14 protein-coding genes and 1 pseudogene are annotated in these 25844 nt (G+C 51.1%); all 15 read left to right on the top strand.

Annotation, left to right across the window (positions count from 1 at the left end; translation table 11 throughout):
* Positions 1 to 60 precede the first annotated feature (60 nt).
* The 15 genes and pseudogenes from ppc (at position 61) to RB620_RS13810 (ending at position 25347) form a co-directional block, all read left to right on the top strand.
* Entirely contained in the window at positions 61 to 2865 is a 2805-nt protein-coding gene (ppc, locus tag RB620_RS13880) for a phosphoenolpyruvate carboxylase (RefSeq protein ID WP_308095212.1), read from the top strand.
* A 179-nt stretch (positions 2866 to 3044) separates the two neighbouring features.
* Positions 3045 to 4166 carry a S1C family serine protease gene (locus RB620_RS13875; RefSeq protein WP_308095211.1) on the top strand — a complete coding sequence of 374 codons (1122 nt, stop codon included), beginning with the start codon at positions 3045 to 3047 and terminating at the stop codon, positions 4164 to 4166.
* A gap of 271 nt (positions 4167 to 4437) precedes the next feature.
* The gene (gene sigW, locus RB620_RS13870) at positions 4438 to 5004 is read left to right on the top strand and encodes an RNA polymerase sigma factor SigW (RefSeq protein WP_308095209.1); all 567 of its coding nucleotides are present in this window, start codon (positions 4438 to 4440) and stop codon (positions 5002 to 5004) included.
* A 116-nt stretch (positions 5005 to 5120) separates the two neighbouring features.
* On the top strand, positions 5121 to 5777 hold the full coding sequence (locus RB620_RS13865; RefSeq protein ID WP_308095208.1) for a zf-HC2 domain-containing protein: 657 nt from the start codon (positions 5121 to 5123) through the stop codon (positions 5775 to 5777).
* Between the two features lie 166 nt (positions 5778 to 5943).
* Positions 5944 to 6780 carry a diadenylate cyclase CdaA gene (gene cdaA / locus RB620_RS13860; RefSeq protein WP_308095207.1) on the top strand — a complete coding sequence of 279 codons (837 nt, stop codon included), beginning with the start codon at positions 5944 to 5946 and terminating at the stop codon, positions 6778 to 6780.
* A gap of 3 nt (positions 6781 to 6783) precedes the next feature.
* Complete coding sequence (locus tag RB620_RS13855) at positions 6784 to 8280, top strand: CdaR family protein (protein WP_308095205.1); 1497 nt, start codon at positions 6784 to 6786, stop codon at positions 8278 to 8280.
* A gap of 64 nt (positions 8281 to 8344) precedes the next feature.
* On the top strand, positions 8345 to 9685 hold the full coding sequence (gene glmM / locus RB620_RS13850; protein WP_308095203.1) for a phosphoglucosamine mutase: 1341 nt from the start codon (positions 8345 to 8347) through the stop codon (positions 9683 to 9685).
* Between the two features lie 776 nt (positions 9686 to 10461).
* The gene (gene glmS / locus RB620_RS13845; RefSeq protein ID WP_308095201.1) at positions 10462 to 12294 is read left to right on the top strand and encodes a glutamine--fructose-6-phosphate transaminase (isomerizing); all 1833 of its coding nucleotides are present in this window, start codon (positions 10462 to 10464) and stop codon (positions 12292 to 12294) included.
* A 167-nt stretch (positions 12295 to 12461) separates the two neighbouring features.
* Positions 12462 to 12707 (top strand): helix-turn-helix domain-containing protein, encoded by a 246-nt coding sequence (locus tag RB620_RS13840; protein ID WP_308095199.1) that lies wholly within the window; start codon positions 12462 to 12464, stop codon positions 12705 to 12707.
* 252 nt (positions 12708 to 12959) lie between these two features.
* Entirely contained in the window at positions 12960 to 14474 is a 1515-nt protein-coding gene (locus tag RB620_RS13835) for a class I SAM-dependent DNA methyltransferase (protein ID WP_308095198.1), read from the top strand.
* Positions 14471 to 14898 (top strand): annotated as a pseudogene (locus RB620_RS13830) (restriction endonuclease subunit S); the annotation flags it as partial. The gene RB620_RS13835 and the pseudogene RB620_RS13830, both read left to right, overlap by 4 nt.
* A gap of 99 nt (positions 14899 to 14997) precedes the next feature.
* A complete protein-coding gene (locus tag RB620_RS13825; RefSeq protein ID WP_308095232.1) occupies positions 14998 to 15669 on the top strand; it encodes a restriction endonuclease subunit S in 672 nt (223 codons plus the stop codon).
* The gene (locus RB620_RS13820) at positions 15653 to 19000 is read left to right on the top strand and encodes a DEAD/DEAH box helicase family protein (RefSeq protein WP_308095193.1); all 3348 of its coding nucleotides are present in this window, start codon (positions 15653 to 15655) and stop codon (positions 18998 to 19000) included. Before RB620_RS13825 ends, RB620_RS13820 begins: the two co-directional genes overlap by 17 nt.
* Positions 19001 to 19164: 164 nt before the next feature.
* Positions 19165 to 20286: an RNA-guided endonuclease InsQ/TnpB family protein gene (locus RB620_RS13815; RefSeq protein ID WP_308095230.1), complete on the top strand. Its 1122-nt coding sequence runs from the start codon at positions 19165 to 19167 to the stop codon at positions 20284 to 20286.
* A gap of 255 nt (positions 20287 to 20541) precedes the next feature.
* The gene (locus tag RB620_RS13810; RefSeq protein WP_308095191.1) at positions 20542 to 25347 is read left to right on the top strand and encodes a X2-like carbohydrate binding domain-containing protein; all 4806 of its coding nucleotides are present in this window, start codon (positions 20542 to 20544) and stop codon (positions 25345 to 25347) included.
* The last annotated feature ends 497 nt before the right edge of the window (positions 25348 to 25844 follow it).

Here is a 25844-nt window from a genome sequence, read left to right as displayed (position 1 = left end):
CGTCAGTTGAGCGGATGCTTTCAAAGTGGGTTTGCTGCACAGATTTGTAGGAGGAACGGTATGTCGGAACAATCTGTATCATCTACGTCGGCTAGTCGGACAAGCACCAACAATTTGCTCAGACGGGACGTGCGCTTCCTTGGCAACATTCTTGGCGAAGTGCTCGTACACCAAGGCGGCCGCGAGCTGCTGGACATTGTCGAGCAAATTCGGGAGCAGAGCAAGGCGCTTCGAGCGGAATTCGTGCCGGAGCTGTTCGACCAATTCAAGACCAAAGTATCTTCGCTGAGCCCGGAGATTCGCCACCAAGTCATTCGCGCGTTCGCCATCTACTTCCAGCTGGTCAACATCGCGGAGCAGAATCACCGCATCAGACGGAAGCGGGACTACGAAGTATCCGCCGGCGAATCGGTTCAGCGCGGCTCCATCGAGAGCGCGATCCAAGATTTGAAGGAACGGGGCATCGCGGTTCATGACGTCCAAGACATTCTGAGCGGCATTTCCCTAGAGCTGGTCATGACGGCGCATCCGACGGAAGCGACGCGCAAGGCGGTGCTCGACATCCACAAGCGCATCGCCGAAGATGTCATGCAGCTTGACAATCCGACCCTCACGTTCCGCGAGCGCGAGAAGCTGAAGGAGAAGCTGCTGAACGAAGTGCTGATCCTGTGGCAGACCGACGAGCTTCGCGACCGCAAGCCTACCGTCATCGACGAAGTGCGGAACGGCCTTTATTATTTTGACGAAACGCTGTTCGAAGTACTGCCAAGCGTATACGAGGAGCTTGAACGCTGCCTGTCCAAATATTATCCTGACGAGCATTGGCATGTGCCGGCTTACCTCCGATTCGGCTCTTGGATCGGCGGCGACCGCGACGGCAACCCTTCCGTAAGGGCCAATGTTACCTGGGAGACGCTCCAAATGCATCGTCAATTGGCGATCCGCAAATACGAAGAGAAGCTGAACGTCCTGATGGACCTGCTCAGCTTCAGCACCAATCTCGTCGCGGTATCCGACGAGCTGCTGGAATCGATCCGCACGGACCGCGAGCATGTCGAGCTGAAATGCGTCGACTTGTGGCGCAACGCGAAGGAGCCGTACCGCATCAAGCTCGGCTTCATGCTGGAGAAGCTGGCGAATACGCGCGACGAATCGCTTAAGGGCTCGCCGATGCGCTATAACAATCCTAGCGAGCTGCGCGAGGATTTGATGGTCATCGACCGCAGTCTGCGCAACCACTATGCCGATTACGTCGCCGATACGGATCTTGCTACGCTCGTCCGCCAAGTGGAGCTGTTCGGCTTCCACCTGATGGCGCTGGACGTTCGTCAGCATAGCCAGGAACACGAGAACGCGATGGCGGAGATTTTGGCGAAGATGCATATTGTCTCCGATTACGCGTCGCTCTCTGAAGAGGAGAAGACGGAGCTGCTGCATCGTTTGCTCAACGATCCGCGTCCGCTCACATCGAGCCACTTGGATTATTCCGATTCGACGCGCGAATGTCTGGACGTGTACCAGACGATTTATCGCGCGCAACAGGAATTCGGCGAAAGCTGCATTACAAGCTACCTGATCAGCATGACTCAAGCGGCCAGCGACATGCTGGAAGTGATGGTGTTCGCGAAGGAAGTCGGCTTGTTCCGCAAGGAAGCCGACGGTACGGTTCGCTGCACGCTGCAATCCGTGCCGCTCTTCGAGACGATCGACGACCTTCATGCGGCCCCGTCTATCATGAAGGAGCTTTTCGAGCTGCCGGTCTACCGCAAGGCGGTAGAAGCAAGAGGGAACCTGCACGAGATCATGCTCGGTTACTCCGACAGCAACAAGGACGGCGGCGTCGTCACGGCGAACTGGGAGCTGCGCGTCGCGCTGAAGGAAATTACGGCCGCAGGCAAGGAATACGACGTGAAGCTGAAGTTCTTCCACGGCCGCGGAGGCGCGCTTGGCCGCGGGGGTATGCCGCTGAACCGCAGCATTCTGGCCCAACCGCCGCACACAATCGGCGGGGGCATTAAGATTACGGAGCAAGGCGAGGTCTTGTCCTCCCGTTACTCCATGCAAGGCATCGCGTACCGCAGCTTGGAGCAAGCGACTTGGGCGCTTGTCACGGCGGCGCGCCTGGCGAAATATCCGCAGCAAGAGTCGGCGGCGGAAGCTGAATGGGATGCGATCGCGCGTTCCATCTCGGAGACCGCGCTGAACAAGTATCAGGACCTGATCTTCCGCGATCCGGACTTCCTGACATTCTTCAAGGAGTCGACGCCACTTCCGGAAGTGGGCGAGCTCAATATCGGTTCCCGTCCTTCCAAGCGGAAGAACAGCGACCGGTTCGAGGATCTTCGCGCGATTCCATGGGTATTCGCTTGGACGCAGAGCCGTTACTTGCTTCCCGCTTGGTACGCCGCAGGTACAGCGCTTCAAACGTATGCGGGTGGCGATGAGTCGAAGCTCGCGACGCTTCGAACGATGTACGAGCAATTCCCGTTCTTCCGTTCGCTGATCGACAATCTGCAGATGGCGCTTGCGAAGGCCGATCTTCTGATCGCGAAGGAATACGCCGACATGATCAAGGACCAAAGCATCCGAGACCGGATCTTCACGCAGATCGAAGACGAACACAAGCTGACATCTTCGCTGATTCTGCAAATTACGGGCCAAGACGAAATTTTGGACAACGTGCCGGTCATTCAAGAATCGATCCGTCTGCGCAATCCGTACGTCGATCCGCTCAGCTACATGCAAGTGCAGCTGCTGACGGAGCTTCGCGACCTGCGCGCGAACGAAGAAGACGATCCCGAGCTGCTGCGCGAAGTGCTGCTTACGATCAACGGCATTGCAGCCGGCCTTCGGAACACGGGCTAATAACCGTAATAAGCCGAATAAGACGCTCCAGCCAGCCACTATTTTGAAACGTGGCTGGCTTTTTTGTTTTTAGGGAGCTTTTAGGCTGAGTTAAGATTGGTTTAAGGAACATCCCTCATGATAGAGCTATCAGATGAGACAATAGCAGCTAGATAATCTGGCATGGGAGGATGACACGAATGAGAGAATGGGAAACATACAAGAACGAGCAGGCGCAAAACGCGAAGACGACAGAAACGGCAGAGACGACAGAAACGGCAGAGACGACAGAGAAAGCGGAGACGATCCAGGCGGCAGCGATTACGCGCACGGCTCCGCAATTCGAAGCTTATTATAAGGAAATCGGTACATCCAAAGGTGCAAAAAAACGCAGCAAAATGAACCCGGCGTTGCCGATGGTGGCTGCTTTCTTGGCAGGCGCAATCCTCATCGGCGGACTGGCATACACGGCGGACAAGGGCAACTTGTTCACGGGCGGGACAGGCGGGGAGCAACCGGCGACCGGTCAGTCGGCGAACAATAACGCCGGTCAGGGCGCAGGCATATCGACCGCTTCGCTGAATACGAGCGACGATATTGCGTCAGTCTACGAACAAGCGAGCCCGGCCGTCGTGAAGATCGAGAATTACACCGAGCCGCAGCGCTCCAGCATGATGGACGACCCGATGTTCCGGCAATTTTTTGGCGACATGAACGGCAGGGGCGATGGGACGGAAGGACAAGACCAGGGTACGCAGGAAGGAAGCGGGGAGCTGCAGCTGTCCGGCTCCGGCACGGGGTTCTTCTTCGATAAGGAAGGATACATTCTGACGAACGAGCATGTGATCTCCGGCGCCAAAGAAGTGAAGGTGACGATACAGGGCTACGACGAGCCGCTCACGGCGGAGGTGCTGGGTTCCAGCTACGAGCTGGATCTGGCGGTATTGAAGGTCACGGATCCGAATGGCGGAGACTTCCCTGCGCTTGAACTTGGCAACTCGGACGAGACGAGCGTCGGCGACTGGGTGCTGGCGATCGGCAACCCGTACGGCTTCGACCATACGCTGACGACGGGGGTACTGAGCGCCAAGGAACGTCCGATTACAATCCAGGACGAGCAGGGCGAACATACCTACGAGCATCTATTGCAGACGGACGCGTCGATCAATCCCGGCAACTCCGGCGGGCCGCTGCTGAACGAGCAGGGCGAGGTGATCGGCATCAACACGGCAGTGAACGCGGAAGCGCAGGGCATCGGCTTCGCGATTCCGACGACTACCATCGCCAAGGTGCTTGAAGGATTGAAGACCAATTCTTTGTAGGGATGCTGGCAAGCAGCAATGAGCAATGAGCCGTGCCTTCGGGTACGGCTTTTCGTTTACTGTCCAGTCCTATTTTCGACAAGCGGATGTAAGGTTTGTTCGCGTTCTCTCTTGCTTTTTTGGTGCCAGTCGATTACCATTTTTTAAAGAGTGCGTCGTTGTATGGTTATTCTATGGTGATTGCGCATCGTATCGAAGCTTAGGCTTTATCGATTTCGATTGAGATATGGCGGAGAGCCCGTCGGACCGGAAGTTTGGAGGAATAGACAAGGTGAATGTGCTGGAGAACCAGCTTGCGAGGTTAGCGCTGAAAGGCGACCAGCAAGCTTTCGAAGAGCTTGTGGACCTGTATCAGGATAAGCTCTTCCATATGGCCTACCGAATGCTCAGCAACCGGCAGGAGGCGGAGGATGTCGTCCAAGAGACGTTCCTTCGCGTGTATAAAAACTTGGATCGATTCGACGAGTCGTTGAAGTTCTCGACTTGGATTTATCGGATCGCGACGAACCTGTGCATCGACAGGCTGCGCAAGCGCAAGCCGACCTATTCCTTGGACGCGGAGTCGAGCGAATACGAGGGACTGGACGGTTATTCGATGATTCCTAGCGATAACCGTACGCCGGAGTCGGAGCTGATCCTGTCCGACACGCAGCGCATTATTCATCAGGCGATGGAGACGCTGCCGCCGAAGTACAAGTCGGTCATGATGCTCAGATATATACAGGACTTGTCCTTGCAGGAAGTCGGGGACATTCTTGGCATGCCGGTAACGACGATCAAAACCCGGGTCCATCGCGGACGGGAGTTTCTTCGAAAGAAGCTGGAGCACCGTTTGTAACGGACGAAGTTAAGTCGTCATTGATCCATCGTACATAAGCAAAAAAAAATGAAACATCCCCTCGATTGATACGTATCCTATACCGAGATTATGCACATCAGCAAGAAGAGAAAGGAATGGCTGCTATGGAATGCAAAGTCGCCATCGTCAAAATTCACGATTATCTGGACGGCGAGCTGCCGCGAGAAGAGAAGGGCGCCTTACATGCGCATATGAATAATTGCCCGGACTGCCGAGCTCGGTTCGAACAGCTGGAGAAGACCGATGCTGCGGCATTCCTGGCCATGGATGGAGCGGCCTCGGCCGTATCGGGTTACGATGCGGAGGCATCCAGTGAGCTGAAGAACCGGATTATGGCGTCGTTGCCGAAGGGCAAGGCCAAGGAGCGGAACAGGTTCATCCGCATGATCTACCGCTATCCGGGGATTACGGCGGCCGCGGTATTTCTGCTCGTTATGATGGGAAGCATGTTCGCGACCTGGGAGCAGGATTCGAAGCTGACCGTATCGGGCGAGGATCTGCAAAATGTCGTCATCGACGGCAACACCGTCATCGTTCCGGAAGGCGTTGAGCTCACCGGCAATTTGACGGTAGAGAACGGCAAGCTTGAGGTTCAAGGTTCTGTGGAGGGCGACGTCACGGTTATCGACGGATCCATGGTGCTCGCGTCGACCGGCCATATCGCGGGGCAGAGCCGCACGATCGACCAGGCGCTCGACTGGTTCTGGTACAAGGTCATCTCCACGTTCAGCGGCGCCGGAGCAACTCCATGAGAAACAGACTCGGAAACATGTACATTCTTATGCGGTAACAACGGCTTCCCTCCCGGAGGGGAGCATTTTTTTTCAAATTAGAGGATTTCCATCCGGAAAAGTAGAAAACAATACAGTTGAAATGCGATAATAGAGATATACGCGAACTGTAGTTGGGGGTGGACGCATGAGCTACTTTACGGATTCAACATGGCAGGATTGGCTGAAAGACCTTATAGACGTAGGTATCGTAAGCTTTATTATTTATAAAATGATTTTGCTTGTCCGCGGCACCCGTGCCGTGCAGCTGCTCAAAGGCATCTTCGTGCTTATCGCGACATGGGCGATCAGTACGTGGTTAAATTTATATACGCTGAAGTGGCTTATGAATCAGATGTTCACGCTCGGTATCGTTACCGTGATCATTTTGTTCCAGCCGGAGCTGCGCCGGGCGTTGGAGCAGCTAGGGCGCGGGAATATTTTCTCGCGCTCCAACAGTCCGGAGAAGACCGCGCTGAGCGAGCAGATCGACGAAGTCATACGCGCCGTGCAGCATATGGCGAAGCGCAAGATCGGCGCGCTGATCGTCTTCGAGAGGCAGACGGGCCTCAGCGAGATGATCGAATCGGGCATCTCCATGGAATCGAGAATTACGTCGGAGCTGCTTATTAATATCTTCACCCCGAACACGCCGCTCCACGACGGAGCCATTATTATTCGGGGCAATCAAATTATGGCCGCGGGCTGCTACTTGCCGTTGTCGGAGAATCCGTTCATCAGCAAGGAGCTCGGCACTCGCCATCGGGCCGCCATCGGCGTATCCGAGATAAGCGACGCGCTGTCCGTCGTCGTGTCGGAGGAGACGGGACAAGTGTCGCTGTCGCTGAACGGCATGATCGTTAGGGACATTAACGAAGAATCGCTGATCTCGAAGCTGTTCGAGGAGCTGACTCCGAAAGCGAACGTGCGCGGGAAGGAGCGCGGCAGCGCTAAACCCGCGTTCTGGAAGCGGAAGGGGGACTAGAAGATGGACAAATGGCTAAGCCACCCTACGGCGCTGAAAATCATATCCGTCCTTCTTGGACTGCTATTGTTCGCGATGATACATGTCGATCCGGAGACGTCGCCTCAGACGGCCACGTCCAGCGTCGACACCAAGGTGATCGAAGCGGCGACGATCGTGCCGATCGGACTCGATCAGACCAAATACGTGCTGACGGCCATGGAGCCGACGGTCACGCGTCTGGTCGTCGAAGGCAGCATCTCCAAGCTGCTCGCGGCGTCGAACGACGATTATGTCGTGAACGTCGATCTATCGAACGTGAAGCCGGGCATTCAAGAGCTTCCGCTCACCATAAAGCTTCCGAAGGGCATTCGGGAGGTCGAGCTGTCTCCGCGCCGAATCACCGTTCAGATCGAAGAAATCGTGACCAAATCGTTTGATATCCAGGTCATTACGGAAGGGGAGCCGGCAGAGGGCTACATGCTTGGCACGCCGGAGATCGTAGCGGAGAACGGAGGCGTCGCGGAAGTGACGCTGCCGAAGGACGATATGGGACGCGTCGGCGTCGTCGCCGTTACGCTGGACGTCGCCGGAGCGGACAAGACCGTCTCGAACAAGAAGGCGAAGGTCGTCGTCTACGATACCGAAGGCGTGGAGATGACGGGCGCGTTCGTCACGCCTAGCACCGTCCACGCGGAAGCGCCGGTTACGCTGCCGTTCAAGCAAGTGCCGCTCCAGATCCGCTACAGCGGCACGCTGGACGAGAATCTGAGTCTCGTCTCGGTTAAGCCGGAAACGGAACAGGTGACCGTGTACGCCGAGCAGGACAAGCTGGATGCCATTCAAATCTACGACGGCGCGGTGCTCGATCTGAGCAAGGTGAAGCAGTCCGGCGAGATCAAGGTGAAGGCGTCCCCGATCGACGGGATCCACTCGGTGTCGCCAGGCGAGATTACGCTGGACGTCGTCGTTGAGAAAACAGCGACGCGGACGCTGGAGAATTTAAAAGTCTCGGTCATCGGTACGCCGGAAGGTATGTCGGCCATCCTGCGATCGCCCGAGAGCGGGCGCATGAATTTGCAGCTTACTGGCGCGGAAGCGGTACTAAAAGACGTCAAGGAAACAGATGTCGTTATTACGGCGAATGTTGAAGGGCTCACACCCGGCGTCCACACCGTGCCGGTTGAGCTGGAGCTGCCGCCGTACGTCGAAGCGGTATTAAGCGATGGGCAGCCGCTGACTGTATCGGTCGAGATTATCGAAGGAACGGCCTCTTCCGGCGGCGGGGAACCACCGGAAGATGTCGAGGTCGGCGGTACGCCGTCAGAGCCGCCGGGAGAGGCCGACGAGAGTCAGAATGGCGGCAATAACGGCACGGCCGATAATGGCGAGCCAAGTACCGGCAGCCAGACGCAGTCGCTGGCAAGCGGGAACGCTCCCGAGCCGGACTGGACCGGCAGGGAGAAGGACATTTGGAACAGCGAAGATGACATCTTCCAGAAGACGACAGTAACCGTCTAATGGGTTCATGCGTATTCGTAACAGGAGTCGAAACATTAACCGTACTTAAAGGAGATCATGGAAGATGGGGAAGTATTTCGGAACGGACGGCGTTCGCGGCGTCGCCAATAGAGAATTGACGCCGGAGCTGGCCTACAAGATCGGCCGCTGCGGCGGATATGTATTAACGAGAACGGCTAGCAAGCCGAAGGTCGTCATCGGCCTCGATACGCGTATTTCCGGACCTATGCTGGAGTCGGCGCTTATCGCGGGATTGTTGTCGATCGGCGCGAGCGTCGTGCGCCTTGGCGTCGTGTCGACGCCGGCGGTCGCTTACTTAACGAAGGAACTGGGCGCCGACGCGGGCGTTATGATCTCCGCGTCGCATAATCCGGTGGAAGATAACGGCATTAAGTTTTTTGCGGGCGACGGCTTTAAGCTGTCCGACGAGACTGAGCTGGAGATCGAAGCGCTGATCGACGCGCAGAAGGATGAGCTTCCTCGTCCGGAGGGCGGCGATATCGGCTCCGTGACGGTCGACGAAGGCGCGAAGAAACGTTACCTGGATTATTTGAAGACGACGATCGGCGGCAGCTTCGGCGGCCTCAAGATCGTACTCGACTGCGCGAACGGCGCCGCTTACGAGTTGGCTCCGGCCGTATTCCGCGAGCTGGGCGCCAGCATTACGACGGTAGGCGCGGAGCCGGACGGCCGCAACATTAACGCGGGCGTCGGTTCGACGCATCCGGAATACCTTCGCGAGAAGGTGCTCGAGCATGGCGCCGATCTCGGCCTCAGCTTCGACGGCGACGCCGACCGGTTGATCGCGATCGACGACAAGGGCGAAGAGGTGGACGGCGACTTCATCCTGTGCATTATCGGCGACCGGTTGAAGCGGGAAGGCAAACTCGCGCATGACACGGTCGTAACGACGGTCATGGCGAACATCGGCTTCTTCAAGGGCGCGGAGAGCATCGGCCTGAAGACGGCACAGACGGCGGTCGGCGACCGTTACGTCATGGAAGAGATGCGCCGCGGCGGCTACAATCTGGGGGGCGAGCAGTCCGGCCATGTGATTTTCCTCGACTACATTACAACGGGAGACGGCATCCTGACCGCATTGCAGCTGGTTGACACGGTGGCCGCTTCCGGCAAGAAGCTCAGCGAGCTGAAGGGTCTCATGCGCAAATATCCGCAGAAGCTCGTCAACGTCCGCGTTGCCGACAAGAGCCTATACAACGGCAATGAAGCCATTCTTGCAGCCGTGAAGCAGGTGGAAGATGAACTGGGCGACAATGGCCGCGTTCTCGTGCGCCCGTCGGGTACCGAATCGCTCATCCGCGTCATGGCGGAAGGTCCGGACAAGGAGCAAGTAGAAGCCTATGTCGACCAGATCGCTAACGTGGTGAAACGTGAATTAGGTTAATTTAATCTGGCATATTCCGGCAACGGGGAGCCGGCCGCGGGAATCGCCCTAGAGGCTCGCGGCCGGCATTTGCCGTGTGAAATCGTTTAAATGCAGGCCGGAGACAGGCTGATCGCGCATAGAATAGTAACGGAAGCAGTGTCGACGACCCGGGCGAATTGTCTAATACTGGAGCGCTTCGCTTCTGTTTGTGGAAACGGCTTGTGCTCATTTTCAGAAAATGGTTGCACGGGCGCGTCAAAATGAATATGATAGGACATAGGATTTTCATTCAAGAAGGAAAGAGAGGGCCGAGGTTACAAGGGATTTATAAGCGCCAGAGCTTGCGTGATGAAAGATGCCGGATGATGCCGCTTCTATAGGGTGCGTGACGGATCTTCATACGGGAAGCTGACGAGGTGAAGGTGTTCGAAATTTCGGCGGGGACCTTCCGGTATATAGCGGCCAACCGAAAGCCGATACGCAAAACGATTGGGCGACCGATCCGACAAACGTACGGCGGGCTGCGGCAGAAAGTTTTTTGCTCCCGAGTGTCCTAGGGTGCCTCCTGTGGGGAAGGCACGGGCGATGGGGTTGGTTTGACGCACTTTTTTTTCGCAATCATAGATAGTGTTCGGATATCTAGAGGGGCATGGCCGATTTCGGCATGGCGACCTTCTGTTCGAACGCGTACGTTCAAGAAATCATAAGTGACAACTTCATATTTTGCCTGTGCCGCGTAAGGTTGGCATCCGTCTGGACGGGGAAATATACCGTTAACGGAGGTTTGTTCAATTATGTGTGGAATTGTAGGATATATTGGTAATCGGGATTCGCAGGGAATTTTGCTCGAGGGTTTGAAGAAGCTGGAGTACCGTGGATACGATTCGGCAGGGATTGCCGTTTTTACAAGCAATGGTCTCGAGATCAAGAAGTCGAAAGGCCGCCTCGCGGTGCTGGAAGATAAGCTGAAAGATGATCCGCTGGAAGGTTCCGTCGGTATCGGACATACGCGCTGGGCGACGCACGGCAAGCCGTCCGACGTGAATTCCCATCCGCATACGGACAATTCCTCGAAGTTCTCGGTCGTGCATAACGGCATTGTCGAAAACTACTTGGATCTGAAGGATGAGCTGATCGCGAAAGGCCACGTATTCGTGTCGGAGACGGACACGGAGGTCATCTCGCATCTTGTCGCCGACGAATACGACGGCAACATTGTCGAAGCGGTGCAGCGCGCGGTGAAACGGATGCGCGGCGCGTTCGCGCTCGGCGTTCTTACGGAATACGAGCCGGAGCGACTCGTTGCCGTACGTTTCGCCAGCCCGCTCGTCATTGGTGTCGGCGAAGGCGAAAATTTTATCGGATCGGATATTCCGGCTATTTTGGAACATACTCGGAATGTGTATATTTTGAACGACGGCGAGATGGCCGTGTTGACGCGCGGCGGTGTCGAACTGATGACGACCGATGGAGAAAATATTTCCAAGGAAATATTTCATGTCGATTGGGATTTGGTAACCGCGGAGAAAGCGGGATTCGATCACTTTATGCTGAAAGAAATCCACGAACAACCGAAGGCTTACCGCGACACGATGCTCGGAAGAATCGCGGATGACGGGAAATCCGTCAATCTGAAAGAGCTGAATATGTCGGATGAATACATTCGCTCGATCCGCAAGGTGCATATTGTCGCATGCGGCACCGCGTACCATGCCGGTCTTGTTGGCAAGTCGGTCATCGAGTCGCTGGCGCGCATTCCGGTAGAGAACGACGTGGCATCGGAATACCGCTACCGTTCGCCGATCATTACCCCGGATACGCTCGTCATTGTCGTCAGTCAGTCCGGCGAAACGGCGGATACGCTAGCGGCGCTGCGTGAAGCGCAGAAGAACGGCGCTCGCGTGCTTGCGATCACGAACGTTGTCGGTAGCTCCGTCGCCCGCGAGGCGAACGATGTGATTACGACATGGGCCGGACCGGAAATCGCAGTCGCGTCGACAAAGGCGTATACGTCGCAGTTGATCGCATTCTATCTGTTCGGTTTGCACCTGGCACGCGTGCTTGGTTCGCAGGAGCAATCGGCTGTCGAAGAGCTGATTGAAGGACTGCATGCCTTGCCGGAGCAAGTCGAAAGCATTTTGGAGCAAGCGCCTGTGCTCAAGCAAGTGGCTGAATCCATGGCGCATCATAAAAGTCTGTTCTTCATCGGCCGCGGCGTCGACTACGCCGTTGCGCAAGAGGGCTCGCTGAAGCTGAAAGAAATTTCGTACATCCACTCCGAAGCGTACGCTGCGGGCGAGCTGAAGCACGGAACGCTGGCACTGATCGAAGAGGGCGTGCCTGTCATCTCGTTGGTGACGCAAGAAGCGCTCTACGAGAAGACGCTAAGCAACATCAAGGAAGTGAAGGCGCGCGGCGCGCATGTCCTGGCGATCGCGAACAGTGGCTTCGAGACCGAAGTCGCCAAGTCCGTCGACGAAATCTTCGCGATTCCGAAGACGCTGCCGATTCTGTCGCCTGCGCTGGCCGTCGTGCCGCTGCAGCTGCTGTCGTACTACGCGTCGCTGGCGCTGGGGCATGATGTTGATAAGCCTAGGAATTTGGCGAAGAGCGTGACTGTCGAATAAAGGAATAATTAGAAAATTACCAAGTGTCAAGTGAAATAAATGTATGGAACCGACATGTAAAATGATTAATGCATCTAGAGGGGAGCCTGAGGGATTGATTTACAGGCTGCCCTCTTTTTAATAAACAATGATTTTGCATGAAACCTTGATTAAAGGTGGTGAAATGGATGAGTGATATTGGGTACAGGATAAAATGTATCCGAAAAGAAATTAATCTAAACCAATCTCAATTTGCAAAAAGTACAGGGATTTCTCAAGGTAACTTGAGTGAAATTGAAATGGGAAATAGTAATCCTTCAGCGGAAACATTAATATCAATTAGAGCCCAATATAATGTGAATTTAAACTGGTTGTTAACCGACGTAGATTCGGAAGATGGGATTACATATGAAGACTATTATGAAAAAAGTTAGTTGAGGTTTATAGAAATCTTAATGATTATGATAAGAACGAAATTATAGAGATAGTACTATTGAAAACAAGATTAAGATCAAATTTATGACAAGATTATTGGAAAAGTGTTTGCCCGCCTGAATGATATCGGCGGGTTTTTGCATTTATTCTCCCTAGCAATTAAATATGGGAAATAAAAATGGGAACTAAGGACTTCTCAATGGTACAATAATAGTTATTAATGACTAGATCATCTCTGGGGGCAACTGAACATGATTACAGGAGAAATTCGAAATAAAGTAGATGCAATATGGGATCATTTTTACAGTGCAGGTGTTTCAAACCCACTGTCAGTAATAGAACAGTTTACATACTTACTATTTTTACGGCAGCTCGATGAGCAACAGAAGAGGGTCGATCGACTAGCTAGACTGGGTACTGTTACTGTCAATTCATTTTTCTCTAAAGAAGAAAACGATATCCGCTGGTCACAATTTAAAAATAAAACAAATCCTGAAGAGATGTTTAGAATCGTTAAAGATGAAGCTTTTACACATATGAAGAAACTCGGTGGTCAGGATTCCAAATTTGCACGTCATCTTGAAAATGCCGTGTTCATTATTCCAACTGCTGCATTATTGCAACGGGTTATATCAGGGATCGATGATTTGCTCACGACGATGGATGAGAAGAATACTGGCAAAGAAGAAGGTCAGAAGGATACAATGGGGGATCTATACGAGTATCTCCTTTCGAAAATTGCGACCTCCGGTACGAACGGACAATTCCGAACGCCACGTCACATTATTAAAATGATGGTGGATCTCATGCAGCCTACGCCTGGAGACAAGATCATCGATCCAGCAAGCGGTACTGCTGGATTTCTCGTAGCGGCGGTGGAATACGTGCTTAAACATTACCGTGATGAATTATTCGTGAAAGCAGGAAATGAGCAACTGCAAGAGCATTTTAATAGCGAAATGATTCACGGTTTTGATACTGATCAAACGATGCTGCGAATTGCTAGTATGAACTTGATGCTTCATGGCATCGAAGATCCGAATATGGAATATAAGGATTCACTTTCAAAGAGTAATACGGAAGAAGAACAATATACGATGGTATTGGCTAATCCACCTTTTAAAGGTTCTCTTGATTATAGTCAAGTGGCGGACAATTTGCTTTCGAAAGTGAAAACGAAAAAGACTGAGTTATTGTTCCTTGCATTGATGCTCCGGCTGCTTAAGAATGGTGGACGCTGCGCTGTTATTGTACCAGATGGAGTGTTATTCGGCTCCTCGACTGCACATGTTGCTATTCGTAAAGAGATCATCGATAACCATAAGCTTGAAGCAATTATTTCCATGCCTTCTGGCGTATTTAAACCATATGCCGGGGTATCAACGGCAATAATGATCTTCCGCAAAACAAGTATCGGCGGCACGGATCAGGTGTGGTTCTACGACATGCAGGCGGATGGTTATTCACTTGATGACAACCGCCGTGAACTTGATTTGAGCAAGCATGATGATAACAACATCCCTGATATTATTGCGCGGTTTAAAAACCTTGAAGATGAAAAGAAGCGTGAGCGGACTGAGCAATCATTTTTCGTATCCGTGGATGAGATTAGAGCCAATAAATATGATCTCAGTATTAATCGTTATAAAGAGCAAGTACGCGAAGAAGTAAGTTATGCTCCTCCGAAGCAAATCCTTCAGGAAATCTCTAACTTGGAAGAAGGAATTGTAGACGGTTTACGCAGATTGGAGGAGATGTTGGGGTGAAACTTGGGGATTTAGTTGGCATTGTTGGCGGAGGTACACCTAGTAGAGAAAAAAGTGAGTTTTGGAATGGAGAAATTCCATGGATTTCAGTTAAGGACTTCAATACTACTAACATTACTTCATCACAGGAGACTATTACAGAGCATGGCTTAAAAAACTCAGCATCAAGGCTTATACCAAAAAATAATGTTATTATTCCTACTCGTATGGCTTTGGGAAAAGTGGCTATCAATCAAATTGATGTAGCAATAAATCAAGATTTAAAAAGGATAGTACTCAATTAAAAACAAAATACTTATTTTACTTTTTAAAGAGCAATGAAAAGTTAATTGAATCATATGGTAAAGGTGCCACGGTAAAGGGGATAAGTATTGATGTACTGGCGGAACTTGACATTGAACTGCCTGTACCAGAAATTCAACAAAAAATTGTTTCAGCTTTAGCAGAAGCGGAATCCCTGATTCAAAAGCGGAAAGAAGCTATTGTCAAGCTGGATGAATTAATTAAATCAATATTCGTGGAGATGTTTGTTGAAAATCCAGATAATCAATGGAAAAAATTAAAACTAGATGATGTTTGTTCTGAAATATATAGATATCCGACTTTTTATGGTTTGGAATATAAACCATCTGGTATTCCGGTGATAAGAATTGGAAACATATTAAGTTCTGGAGTTGTTGATCCAGAATTGAATAACTATGTCTTTATTGATGAAGAAGTGAGTATGGACTATCCAAGAACAATAATTGAGTTGAATGATATTGTAATGGCTGTAAGAGGTGATGGATCCACAGCTAAAAAAATTGCCTTAGTAAACTCGGAAAATTTAGTAAATGCGAATATTAGTCCGAATGTTTTGCGATTCAAAGCAAATACAAATATTGTAACTCCATTTTATTTATTTTTCTTTTTAACGTCTACAACTGGTCAAAGTGAGCTTAATAGCCACGTAAAGAGAACAGCTAAGAAAAACATTACAGCTACAGATATTAAAGGAATATCAATTCCTGTTCCGCCATTGGATAAACAAATGGCTTTTTCTAATCTTGCTAAAACAATTGAACAAGAAAAGGAATTTATGATAAGTCAACTAACCAAACTCGAAGAAAACTTCCAAGCCCTCCTACACCAAGCGTTTACCGGACGACTACAATTCCGTGAATCAAAGGTGGATGAATATGCCCTTAAACGTTGATTTTCTAAAAGCGCATCCCCAATGGAGCGCTCTTCATGAATATGCATCTGAGGCGGAGACGAATGTCTTCGCCAATCCTCGTACATCACTGTTTTACTGCCGCGCGTCACTGGAGCGGGCAGTTCGCTGGATGTATAGCCACGATGGTTATTTGGAGCTTCCGGACAAAGACAAGGTTACGTTAAGCGATCTGATCCATGCTAAACCGTTTTTAGAGACACTCCAACCGAGTTTATTTCAGCCAGTTAAACTCATTGTGAAGTTAGGTAACATGGCAGTTCACGGCGATCCGGTTACAAAGGACAACGCGTTGCTTATTTTTGAACATCTATTTTTATTCTTGAACTGGCTGCAGGACTATTACCTCGATGAGCCGCTGAACAATCTGATCTTTGATCAGGAGCTTATTCCGACAACTTCTCATAAGGTGTCGGAAACAATAGAAGATTTGCAACGCTTAGAAAAGCACATCCAAGAGAAGGATGCGCGGATTCAAGAGATCGAAGAGGAAAATGCAAAACTAAAGAAAAAGATTGAAGAGCTGTCAGCAAGAAGCAACAATCCTCGCTTTGAATTAACGCCAGAGACCGAAGCACGTACTCGCCAGCTAATCATAGATGTCATGCTACGTGATGCCGGTTGGAATCCTCATGGCACGGATGTTCGCGAATTTCAAGTCGAAGGTATGCCTAATCGCACGGGGATTGGTTATTGCGATTATGTGCTATGGTCTGACAGTGAACTGCCTCTTGCAGTCATCGAGGTAAAGAAAACAACGCGCAGCGCCAAAGAAGGGAAACACCAGGCTATACAATACGCCGATCTGCTGGAGAACCAATATGGTCAGCGTCCGGTCATATTTTATACGAATGGTTATGAAACTTGGATGTGGGATGATGTGTTCTATCCCGAGCGGCAGGTATCATCGTTCTTCTCCAAGGCAGATCTCGAATGGGCCATTCAAAAGCGGTCAGAGCGTAAAAATACCGCTGAGTATAAGCCAAATGCGATGATCGCAGGTCGTGTTTATCAGATCGAAGCGATTACGAGAGTAGCTGAAACGTACGAACAAGGTCATCGCCGCGCTCTTCTTGTTATGGCAACAGGTACTGGCAAGACACGGACTGCGATTGCTTTTGTCGATTTCTTGCAACGGGCAGGTTGGGCGAAGAACGTATTATTCTTGGCTGATCGCAAAGAACTTGTAAGCCAAGCTTGCGAGGAATTTAAGAAGCATCTCCCTAGCGCAACGACTTGCAATCTACTGGAGGATAAGGAAGACCCTACAGCTCGGATTTATTTTTCAACATATCAGACAATGATGGGTTTTATTGAGCCAGGCCAAAGACCTAAATATTCTCCTGGTTTTTATGACCTCATCATAATTGATGAAGCACATCGCTCTATCTATAACAAATTCGGACTTTTATTTCAATATTTTGACTCGCTTCTACTGGGGCTTACGGCTACGCCGAAGAGTGACGTCGATCATGATACATACAACTTCTTTGGATTAAAGCAAAATGTACCGACCTTCGCTTACGAATATAATCAAGCGATTGAGGATAACAATTTAGTGCCAGTTAAACCGGTTTCGATTTTCTATAAGTTCATGCATGAAGGGGTTAATCGGAATGAGTTGTTGCAGGAAGAGCAGGCAGAATACGATGCTAAAGTATTACCTCATAAAAAATCCGAAAAGGTAGAATCTCAACATCTTAATCAATTTTTATATAACAGAGATACAATCAGGCAAGCTCTCGAGAAAGTGATGGAGCATGGGATTAAGGTTAAAGGCGGAGACAGACTTGGAAAAACGATAATCTTTGCTCGGAATAAGGAGCACGCGGAATTAATTGTTGAAGTATTCGATTCCATGGTGCCTCACCTCAAAGGGAAGTTTGCAACAGAGATTCACTACGGGGTCACGAACCCGCAGGCGCTCATTAAAAGTTTCAAACAAAGCGATAAGGAGCCTCATATTGCGGTATCCGTTGATATGCTTGATACCGGTATCGATGTTCCGGAAGTGGTCAATCTTGTTGTTTTTAAACCGGTTCTTTCGCTTTCGAAGTTTTGGCAGATGATCGGGAGAGGGACACGTCTGTGCGAGGACTTGTTCGGATCCGGGCAGCATAAAACCCATGCTCTACTATTTGATTTATGCGGTAATGTAGAATATTTTAAGTTCGGAAGGAAGGAAGATCCTAAGCCGACACCTCTTCATATTACTGGGCAGCTATTCACGGAGCGTGTTCATTTAGTTAGAGAGTTGAATGCATCAGGGGATGCTTACAAAACGATACATCATGAAATTATTGATACGCTGACTAGGCAGCTAAGCGGTATGGATGAGCATCATTTTGCAATTCGTCCGTTCATTCCAATCCTATTGAAGTTCCGTAAACAAGAGAATTGGGAATGGCTTGAGGAGACAGACGTGAATCTGTTGACGGGAGACTTCGCCAAACAGGTATACGACTCGGAGCCGGAGGATAAAAAACGAGTCGATTTGTTGCATGTAAGGTTGCAGAGGGCTTTGCTTGGAATTACCGTGATTACTGGAACTGACGCTAGGAAAAAGCAATTGCAAGAAATCGCCGCAAAGATCTATAAGAAAAGAGTAGGTGTTCAACAAGTTGCACAACATGCGGAAATGCTTCGGGGTATTATGGATATTCGTTTTTTCGAAAGAACTTCCGCAATTGAGCTTCATGAAATTCGTAAAGTGATCCGTGAGCTTATCCGACTGCTGGATAAAGATGAGAAGATCATCGTGCATACGAATTTCGTGGATGAACTGATCAAGGATATCGACTTTGATGGCGAGCTCCCATCATTCGGAGACTTTACGGATTACAAGAGCCATATCAGTGATTATATTCGTAAACATCAAGATCATATCGCCATTCAAAGAATTCGACGGAATAAGGAAATTACACCTTTGGACATTGAGGCGTTTGCGGAAATGTTGGAGAAAGAACAAGTTGGCACTAGAGAGCAGTTCAATAAGCAATTTGTTTCTGAGAATGAAAATTCATTTGGGGTATTCGTTCGTAGCTTGCTCGGTTTAGATCGTTCTGCAGCACAGGATGCCTTTGCTAATTTGCTGCAGCGAACCAATCTAAACGCCAATCAAATCAATTTTATCAATATGATCATCGATTACTTGACGGTGAATGGAATTTTGGAACCGGGCAAGCTTCTCGATCAACCGTTTGTCTCACTCCATCAAGAAGGCGTTTATGGATTGTTTGATGAAGATACGGTTGATGATATCGTGAATGTAGTGCAAACACTAAAAGAAGGAGCTCGCGTAAGAATTGTTTGATAGTCTAGTGCATGATTGCTGATATTCATCACAATCGCCCAGGATACTCCCGTCTTCTGTAAGCGGGGGAGGAATGGGCGTCAGGCGTTAGCCTGAATGAGAATTTGTATGTTTTTGTTCTCCCTACTATGCTAAAATAAGGATAGAAAGGGGGCGAACATACGATCGTAACTGTAACGGCAAAAATAAAAATAAAACCGTCAGAAAGCCAAATCGAGGCGCTGTATCAGACGATGACCGCTTTTCGGAAAGGCTGCAATTTTGTCTCTGCCCTTGTGTTCGATACGAGAGAGCTCGGGCAGTCTGCCCTGCACCGAATGACGTATCATTCCCTTCGCAGCACGCTGGGGCTGCGCTCTCAAATGGCCCAGTCGGTGATGAAAACCGCGATTGCCAGATACAAGACCCTCCGGAGTAACGGCCATGCCTGGACGTTGGTACGCTTTAAGAAGCCGGAATATGATCTGGTCTGGCATCGGGATTATTCGTTGAACCTGGGCGCTCAACTGTTCTCCGTCAATACGCTGCAGGGCCGTATCAAAGTCCCTTTCGAAGCGAAAGGAATGGAAGCTTATTTCGACGGTTCTTGGACATTCGGGACAGCTAAGCTGGTCTGTAAAAAGCGGAAGTGGTATTTGCATATTCCCGTGTCGAAAGAAATAGCTGTCCCTGAGCGGACGGAGATCGAACAAGTCGTGGGCGTTGATCTGGGCATCAACTTTGTAGCCACCGCGTATGACAGTGATGGCAAAACCGTATTCTTTCGAGGAAGGGAGCTCAAACAAAAACGAGCGAACTACAAAAGGTTGCGTTCAGAGCTGCAACGCAAACAAACGCCGTCGTCCCGTCGCAGGCTGAAGCAAATCGGAGAACGAGAAAACCGCTGGATGACTGATGTGAATCATCAAGTTAGTAGGGCACTCGTGACCCGATATGGGGCGAATACATTGTTTGTACTGGAGGATTTGACAGGGATTCGGGGTGCAACGGAAAAGGTCAGGCGAAAACATCGATATGTAACGGTATCGTGGGCGTTCCGCCAGCTTCGCGAGATGGTGACGTACAAGTCGCAGCTTGCGAAGGCGATGACCATTGCCGTAGATCCCAAGCACACCTCGCAAGCCTGTCCGGTATGCGGCCATACGGCAAAAGGAAATCGGGATAAACGGGGGCATCGATTCCGTTGCCTGGCCTGTGGCTATGAAAGTAATGATGACCGGATCGGTGCGATGAATCTCTGTCTGAAGGGAAAAGAGTACCTTCTTGAAGGTGCAGGCTTAGCATGACTAGGCTTGCAGGGTAGCTGTCAGTCTGCTCATCGGTAGGCGTATGCTTAACCGAGGATGTAACACCACGTTCTTTGGAACGCCAAAAGATCGGAGTCGTAGAGACGTTTGTACGATCGGGTCGTTACAAGCTCCCACTTCAAACGATAGTTAAGTGGGGGTCATTGACTCGCATGTAACTGGAAGGAAAGATTTACTTGGGAGAAAATCTCAAGGAGCAAGAAGATCAAAAGTGAAGGGATGAGCAGCAAACTAATGAAAACAGAACTAAATCGGACTTATCGGAGCATTATGGTGAATAAACTCAGAAGCAGTTCTACTTATTTGCTTAAATCGATTTTGGCAGTCTCTCTTCTGATTGCTACGTTTCATTTGGCGCCTCAAGCGGTTTCGGCAGATTCGAGTTTGAATGCCGTGGCGACGGGAACGAGTCCTTGGGCAGTCGCGGTGAATCCGGTTACGAACAAAATCTATGTCGCCAATATGAACAGCAACAACGTGACGGTCATTGACGGCGCGAGCAACATAACGACGACAGTAGCAACGGGAACCAAGCCTCAGGCAATCACGGTGAATCCGGTTACGAACAAAATCTATGTGGCCAATAATAACAGCAATAACGTGACGGTCATTGACGGCGCGAGCAACATGACGACGACGGTAGCCGCGGGAACCAATCCTGCAGCAATCGCGGTGAATACGGTGACGAACAAAATCTATGTGGCCAATAGTAACAGCGCCAACGTGACAGTCATTGACGGCGGGAACAATACGACGACGACGGTAGAGGCGGGAAACTATCCAATTTCAGTCGCGGTGAATCCGGTGACGAACAAAATCTATGTGGCCAATTATAACAGCGCTAACGTGACGGTCATTGACGGCGCGAGCAACACGACGACGACGGCAGCGGCAGGAAACTATCCAATTTCAGTCGCGGTGAATTCGGTGACGAACAAAATTTATGTCGCCAATTATGACAGCCACAACGTAACGATCATTGACGGCCCGAGCAACACGACGACGACGGTAGCGGTGGGAAGCTATCCAACTGCAATCACTGCGAATCCGGTGACGAACAAAATCTATGTGGCCAATAGCAACAGCGCCAGCGTGACGGTCATTGACGGCGCGAGCAACACGACGACGACGGTAGCTACGGGAGCCAATGCTGCTGCAGCTGTCGCGGTGAATCCGGTTACGAACAAAATCTATGTGGCTAATAGTAACAGCGCCAACGTGACGGTCATTGACGGCGCGAGCAACACGACGACGACGGTAGCGGCAGGAAACTATTCTGTAGCTGTCGCGGTGAATCCGGTTACAAACAAAATCTATGTGGCCAATAGTAACAGCAACAACGTGACGGTCATTGACGGTGCGAGCAACACAACGACGACGATAGCGGCGAAAACCAATCCTGCAGCTGTCGAGGTGAATCCGGTTACAAACAAAATCTATGTGGCCAATAGTAACAGCAACAACGTGACGGTCATTGACGGCGCGAACAACACGACGACGACGGTAGAGGCGGGAAACTTTCCTTGGGCAGTCGCGGTGAATCCGGTGACGAACAAAATCTATGTGGCCAATTATAACAGTGCCAACGTGACGGTCATTGACGGCGCGAGCAACACGACGACGACGGTGGCGGCAGGAAACTATCCAATTTCAGTCGCGGTGAATCCGGTGACGAACAAAATTTATGTCGCCAATTATGACAGCCACAACGTAACGATCATTGACGGCGCGAGCAACACGACGACGACGGTAGCGGTGGGAAGCTATCCAACTGCGATCACTGCGAATCCGGTGACGAACAAAATCTATGTGGCCAATAGCAACAGCGCCAGCGTGACGGTCATTGACGGCGCGAGCAACACGACGACGACGGTAGCTACGGGAACCAATGCTGCTGCAGCTGTCGCGGTGAATCCGGTTACGAACAAAATCTATGTGGCTAATAGTAACAGCGCCAACGTGACGGTCATTGACGGCGCGAGCAACACGACGACGACGGTAGCGGCAGGAAACTATCCTGTAGCTGTCGCGGTGAATCCGGTTACAAACAAAATCTATGTGGCCAATAGTAACAGCAACAACGTGACGGTCATTGACGGTGCGAGCAACACAACGACGACGATAGCGGCGGGAAGCAATCCTTGGGCAGTCGAGATGAATCCGGTTACGAACAAAATCTATGTGGCCAATAGTAACAGCAACAACGTGACGGTCATTGACGGCGCGAGCAACACGACGACGGTAGCTGCGGGAACCAGACCCATGGCAGTCGCGGTGAATCCGGTGACGAACAAAATCTTTGTTGCCAACAGTAACAGCGCTAACGTGACAGTCATAGACGGCGCCGGGCGTACAATGAATCCATTGCAAGTTGGAGTTATGCCACTGCCCGGCAACATTGCGTACGGCACGGATGAAATTTTTACATTCCAGGTGTCCAATGCTTATAGCCCGTATGCCTCAGTGGTGCATGGCGTGTATTTCCAGCTCGATACCACGGAAGGAACATGGGTTCGTGCGAATCCGTCTGGCGGAGACTGGACAGGAATGGTGTCATCTATCACGTACGGTCAGCACGAGCTTTATGTTCTAGCTCTCGAAGCTCAGGAGGTTGTGGTTCCGGCAGGTGTAGCCGCCTATTCATTTACCGTCTTACCTGACTACACGATCAGTCCGGCTAGCGCGAGCTTCGACAAATACGCCGGAGCGGCGGGGAATGCGGACGTATCGACGACATTGACGCTGAACGGCAACACGTTGACAAGCATCGCCAACGGCGCGACGACTTTGGCGCAGGGCACGGACTATACCGTGTCGGGCAGTACGGTTACGATCAACAAGGCGTACTTGGCGGCACAGCCGGTCGGAACGACAAGCTTGACGTTTACGTTTAGCAGTGGAGCGGCGCAGACTCTTGCGATTACGGTGAGCGATACGACGCCGCAAACGAGCACGATCAGTCCGGCTAGCGCGAGCTTCGACAAATACGCCGGAGCGGCGGGGAATGCGGACGTATCGACGACATTGACGCTGAACGGCAACACGTTGACAAGCATCGCCAATGGCGCGACGCCTCTGGCGCAGGGAACGGACTATACCGTGTCGGGCAGCACGGTTACGATCAACAAGGCGTACTTGGCGGCACAGCCGGTCGGAACGACAAGCTTGACGTTTACGTTCAGCGGTGGAGCGGCGCAGACGCTTGCGATTATGGTGAGCGATACGACGCCGCAAACGAGCACGATCAGCCCGACGAGCGCGAGCTTCGACAAATACGCCGGAGCGGCGGGGAATGCGGATGTATCGACGACATTGACGCTGAACGGCAACACGTTGACAAGCATCGCCAATGGCGCGACGCCTCTGGCGCAGGGAACGGACTATACCGTGTCGGGCAGCACGGTTACGATCAACAAGGCGTACTTGGCGGCACAGCCGGTCGGAACGACAAGCTTGACGTTTACGTTTAGCAGTGGAGCGGCGCAGACTCTTGCGATTACGGTGAGCGATACGACGCCGCAAACGAGCACGATCAGCCCGACGAGCGCGAGCTTCGACAAATACGCCGGAGCGGCGGGGAATGCGGATGTATCGACGACATTGACGCTGAACGGCAACACGTTGACAAGCATCGCCAACGGCGCGACGACTTTGGCGCAGGGAACGGACTATTCCGTGTCGGGCAGTACGGTTACGATCAACAAGGCGTACTTGGCGGCACAGCCGGTCGGAACGACAAGCTTGACGTTTACGTTCAGCGGTGGAGCGGCGCAGACGCTTGCGATTACGGTGAGCGATACGACGCCTGCTGTTAGTAACAGTGGCAGCGGCTCAACTCCTGCTGTAATCAATCCTGTTATCGACATAAATGGCTCGGCAGTAGACCCGGATAGCGTCGACACCACGAAGCCGTCAGTCGTGCTTGAAGTATCTCCGAAGGACGGCGTGGCCTATGTCAGCATTCCGGCAAGCATTTTAACCGGCTTTGCTGGCAAAAACGCTGACTTTTTCATCGAGATCAAGACTCACTACGGCAGCTATCAAGTGCCAGTTAATATAGCTTCGCTTATTCCGGGACTGCAGGAGCTGCTTGATGCAAACAACATTAAAGCCGAGGATGTCAGCTTTAAGATCACCATGACCGACAAGTCTGGCAATAAGGACATCCAAGCGGCATTTAAAAACAGCGTTCCAAATGGCATAGTCAAAGGCGCGATAGTGGATTTTCATATCGTGATCATTAATACAAAAACAGGAAAAACAATCGGGTCGGCAGATCGGTTCAGCAAGTCGCTAACTAGAGTAATCCCAATGCCGAAAGATAGGTCAAGCGTGCCTGTCCAATGGGGTGCATTCCGTTATAACGAAATGACCAAGAAATTCGAGTTCGTCCCCGCTCGAATGGTTCAAATTGACGGAGTATGGTATGCGCTGATTGCCTCTAATTCGAACAGCGTTTACGTCGTAGCGGAAAACGCCGTGAACTTTACCGATGTGCTGAAGCATTGGGGCAAATCGTATGTTGATCTTGCAGCAGCGAAAGGGCTTGTTGACGGGGTTGGCGGCGGAAAATACGATCCGAACAGAACGATTACAAGAGCGGAGTTTACCGCCATGTTAGTCCGGTCGCTGGGAAGAGGCACATCAATCGGCAACACATCGTCCTATGACGATGTAAAGTCAGGAGCGTGGTACTTCGAAGAGGTAGCCAAAGCGAAGGAGCTTGGACTATTGAACTTCGTCAGCGGCAATAGTTTCAAGCCCGATCAACCACTGACCCGCGAGGAAATGGCGAGCATGCTGGCGGCAGTTATTGCTCTTGAGAAACTGCCGATGTCCAAGGAATTTGTAAGCTTGGACGGCTATAAGGATATTGGAAGTGTGAACGCGGCCTATCTGGAGGATGTTCGCCTGATGGTCAAGCTTAACATCATGACAGGCACAGATACAAATACGTTCAGCCCGAAGGGTGAAACGACCCGCGCACAGGCGGCGGTTGTGTTTATTAGGATGCTGCAAGCGTTTGGAATGACGGACTGATAACCATTAGCAATCCCTAAAAAATCAAGCCTGGGTGGAGTACAATCCTTTCAGGCGGGGATTTTTTTGGGTGTGAAACCGACTCGTATGGGAGAGCGCATCGCTGGCAGCGATGAGGTCAGGGGTTCGTCCGCGCGGACGGAGCCGAAGGCGGAGGAGCACGGCGTCTGAATCAACCGCTAAAAGTCTTCGCCGAATAAGCTTCGTCAGCTATATAATCGAGATTCGGACATCCCATGTTGGATAGACGAGCTTGTGCGAGTCGTATCCCCCTAGGCTCCACCAAATAATAATCACAACGCAACCTGAGAAGGGTTGCGTTTTTTTGGTGGACTGCCTAGGGGGAGATGAACCCCAAATGGGGGGCGTTCCGCGCGCAGGAAACCGGAGGCGTAATAAAGAAAAAGCGTGTATCCTGCCGCTCAGCGTTTTCTCCCCCGAACGGGGGATGTTTTTTTGCCCTCCAGCCGCTTTACAGTAGAACAAGGTGAATATTC

Origin of the sequence: Paenibacillus sp. LHD-117 (assembly GCF_030929555.1) — a bacterium.
Lineage (GTDB): Bacteria > Bacillota > Bacilli > Paenibacillales > Paenibacillaceae > Pristimantibacillus.
Note: the sequence above shows the minus strand (reverse complement) of the source record. Positions and strands in the feature narration are given on the sequence as shown.

Bases quoted from the DNA above. Each gene is read 5' to 3' on its own strand.
- cdaA (WP_308095207.1), top strand. From the start codon at position 5,944: ATGAGCTACTTTACGGATTCAACATGGCAGGATTGGCTGAAAGACCTT.
- RB620_RS13810 (WP_308095191.1), top strand. From the start codon at position 20,542: ATGAAAACAGAACTAAATCGGACTTATCGGAGCATTATGGTGAATAAA.
- RB620_RS13820 (WP_308095193.1), top strand. From the start codon at position 15,653: ATGCCCTTAAACGTTGATTTTCTAAAAGCGCATCCCCAATGGAGCGCT.
- RB620_RS13855 (WP_308095205.1), top strand. From the start codon at position 6,784: ATGGACAAATGGCTAAGCCACCCTACGGCGCTGAAAATCATATCCGTC.
- ppc (WP_308095212.1), top strand. From the start codon at position 61: ATGTCGGAACAATCTGTATCATCTACGTCGGCTAGTCGGACAAGCACC.
- RB620_RS13835 (WP_308095198.1), top strand. From the start codon at position 12,960: ATGATTACAGGAGAAATTCGAAATAAAGTAGATGCAATATGGGATCAT.
- RB620_RS13875 (WP_308095211.1), top strand. From the start codon at position 3,045: ATGAGAGAATGGGAAACATACAAGAACGAGCAGGCGCAAAACGCGAAG.
- RB620_RS13840 (WP_308095199.1), top strand. From the start codon at position 12,462: ATGAGTGATATTGGGTACAGGATAAAATGTATCCGAAAAGAAATTAAT.
- glmM (WP_308095203.1), top strand. From the start codon at position 8,345: ATGGGGAAGTATTTCGGAACGGACGGCGTTCGCGGCGTCGCCAATAGA.
- glmS (WP_308095201.1), top strand. From the start codon at position 10,462: ATGTGTGGAATTGTAGGATATATTGGTAATCGGGATTCGCAGGGAATT.
- RB620_RS13865 (WP_308095208.1), top strand. From the start codon at position 5,121: ATGGCTGCTATGGAATGCAAAGTCGCCATCGTCAAAATTCACGATTAT.
- RB620_RS13825 (WP_308095232.1), top strand. From the start codon at position 14,998: ATGTTTGTTGAAAATCCAGATAATCAATGGAAAAAATTAAAACTAGAT.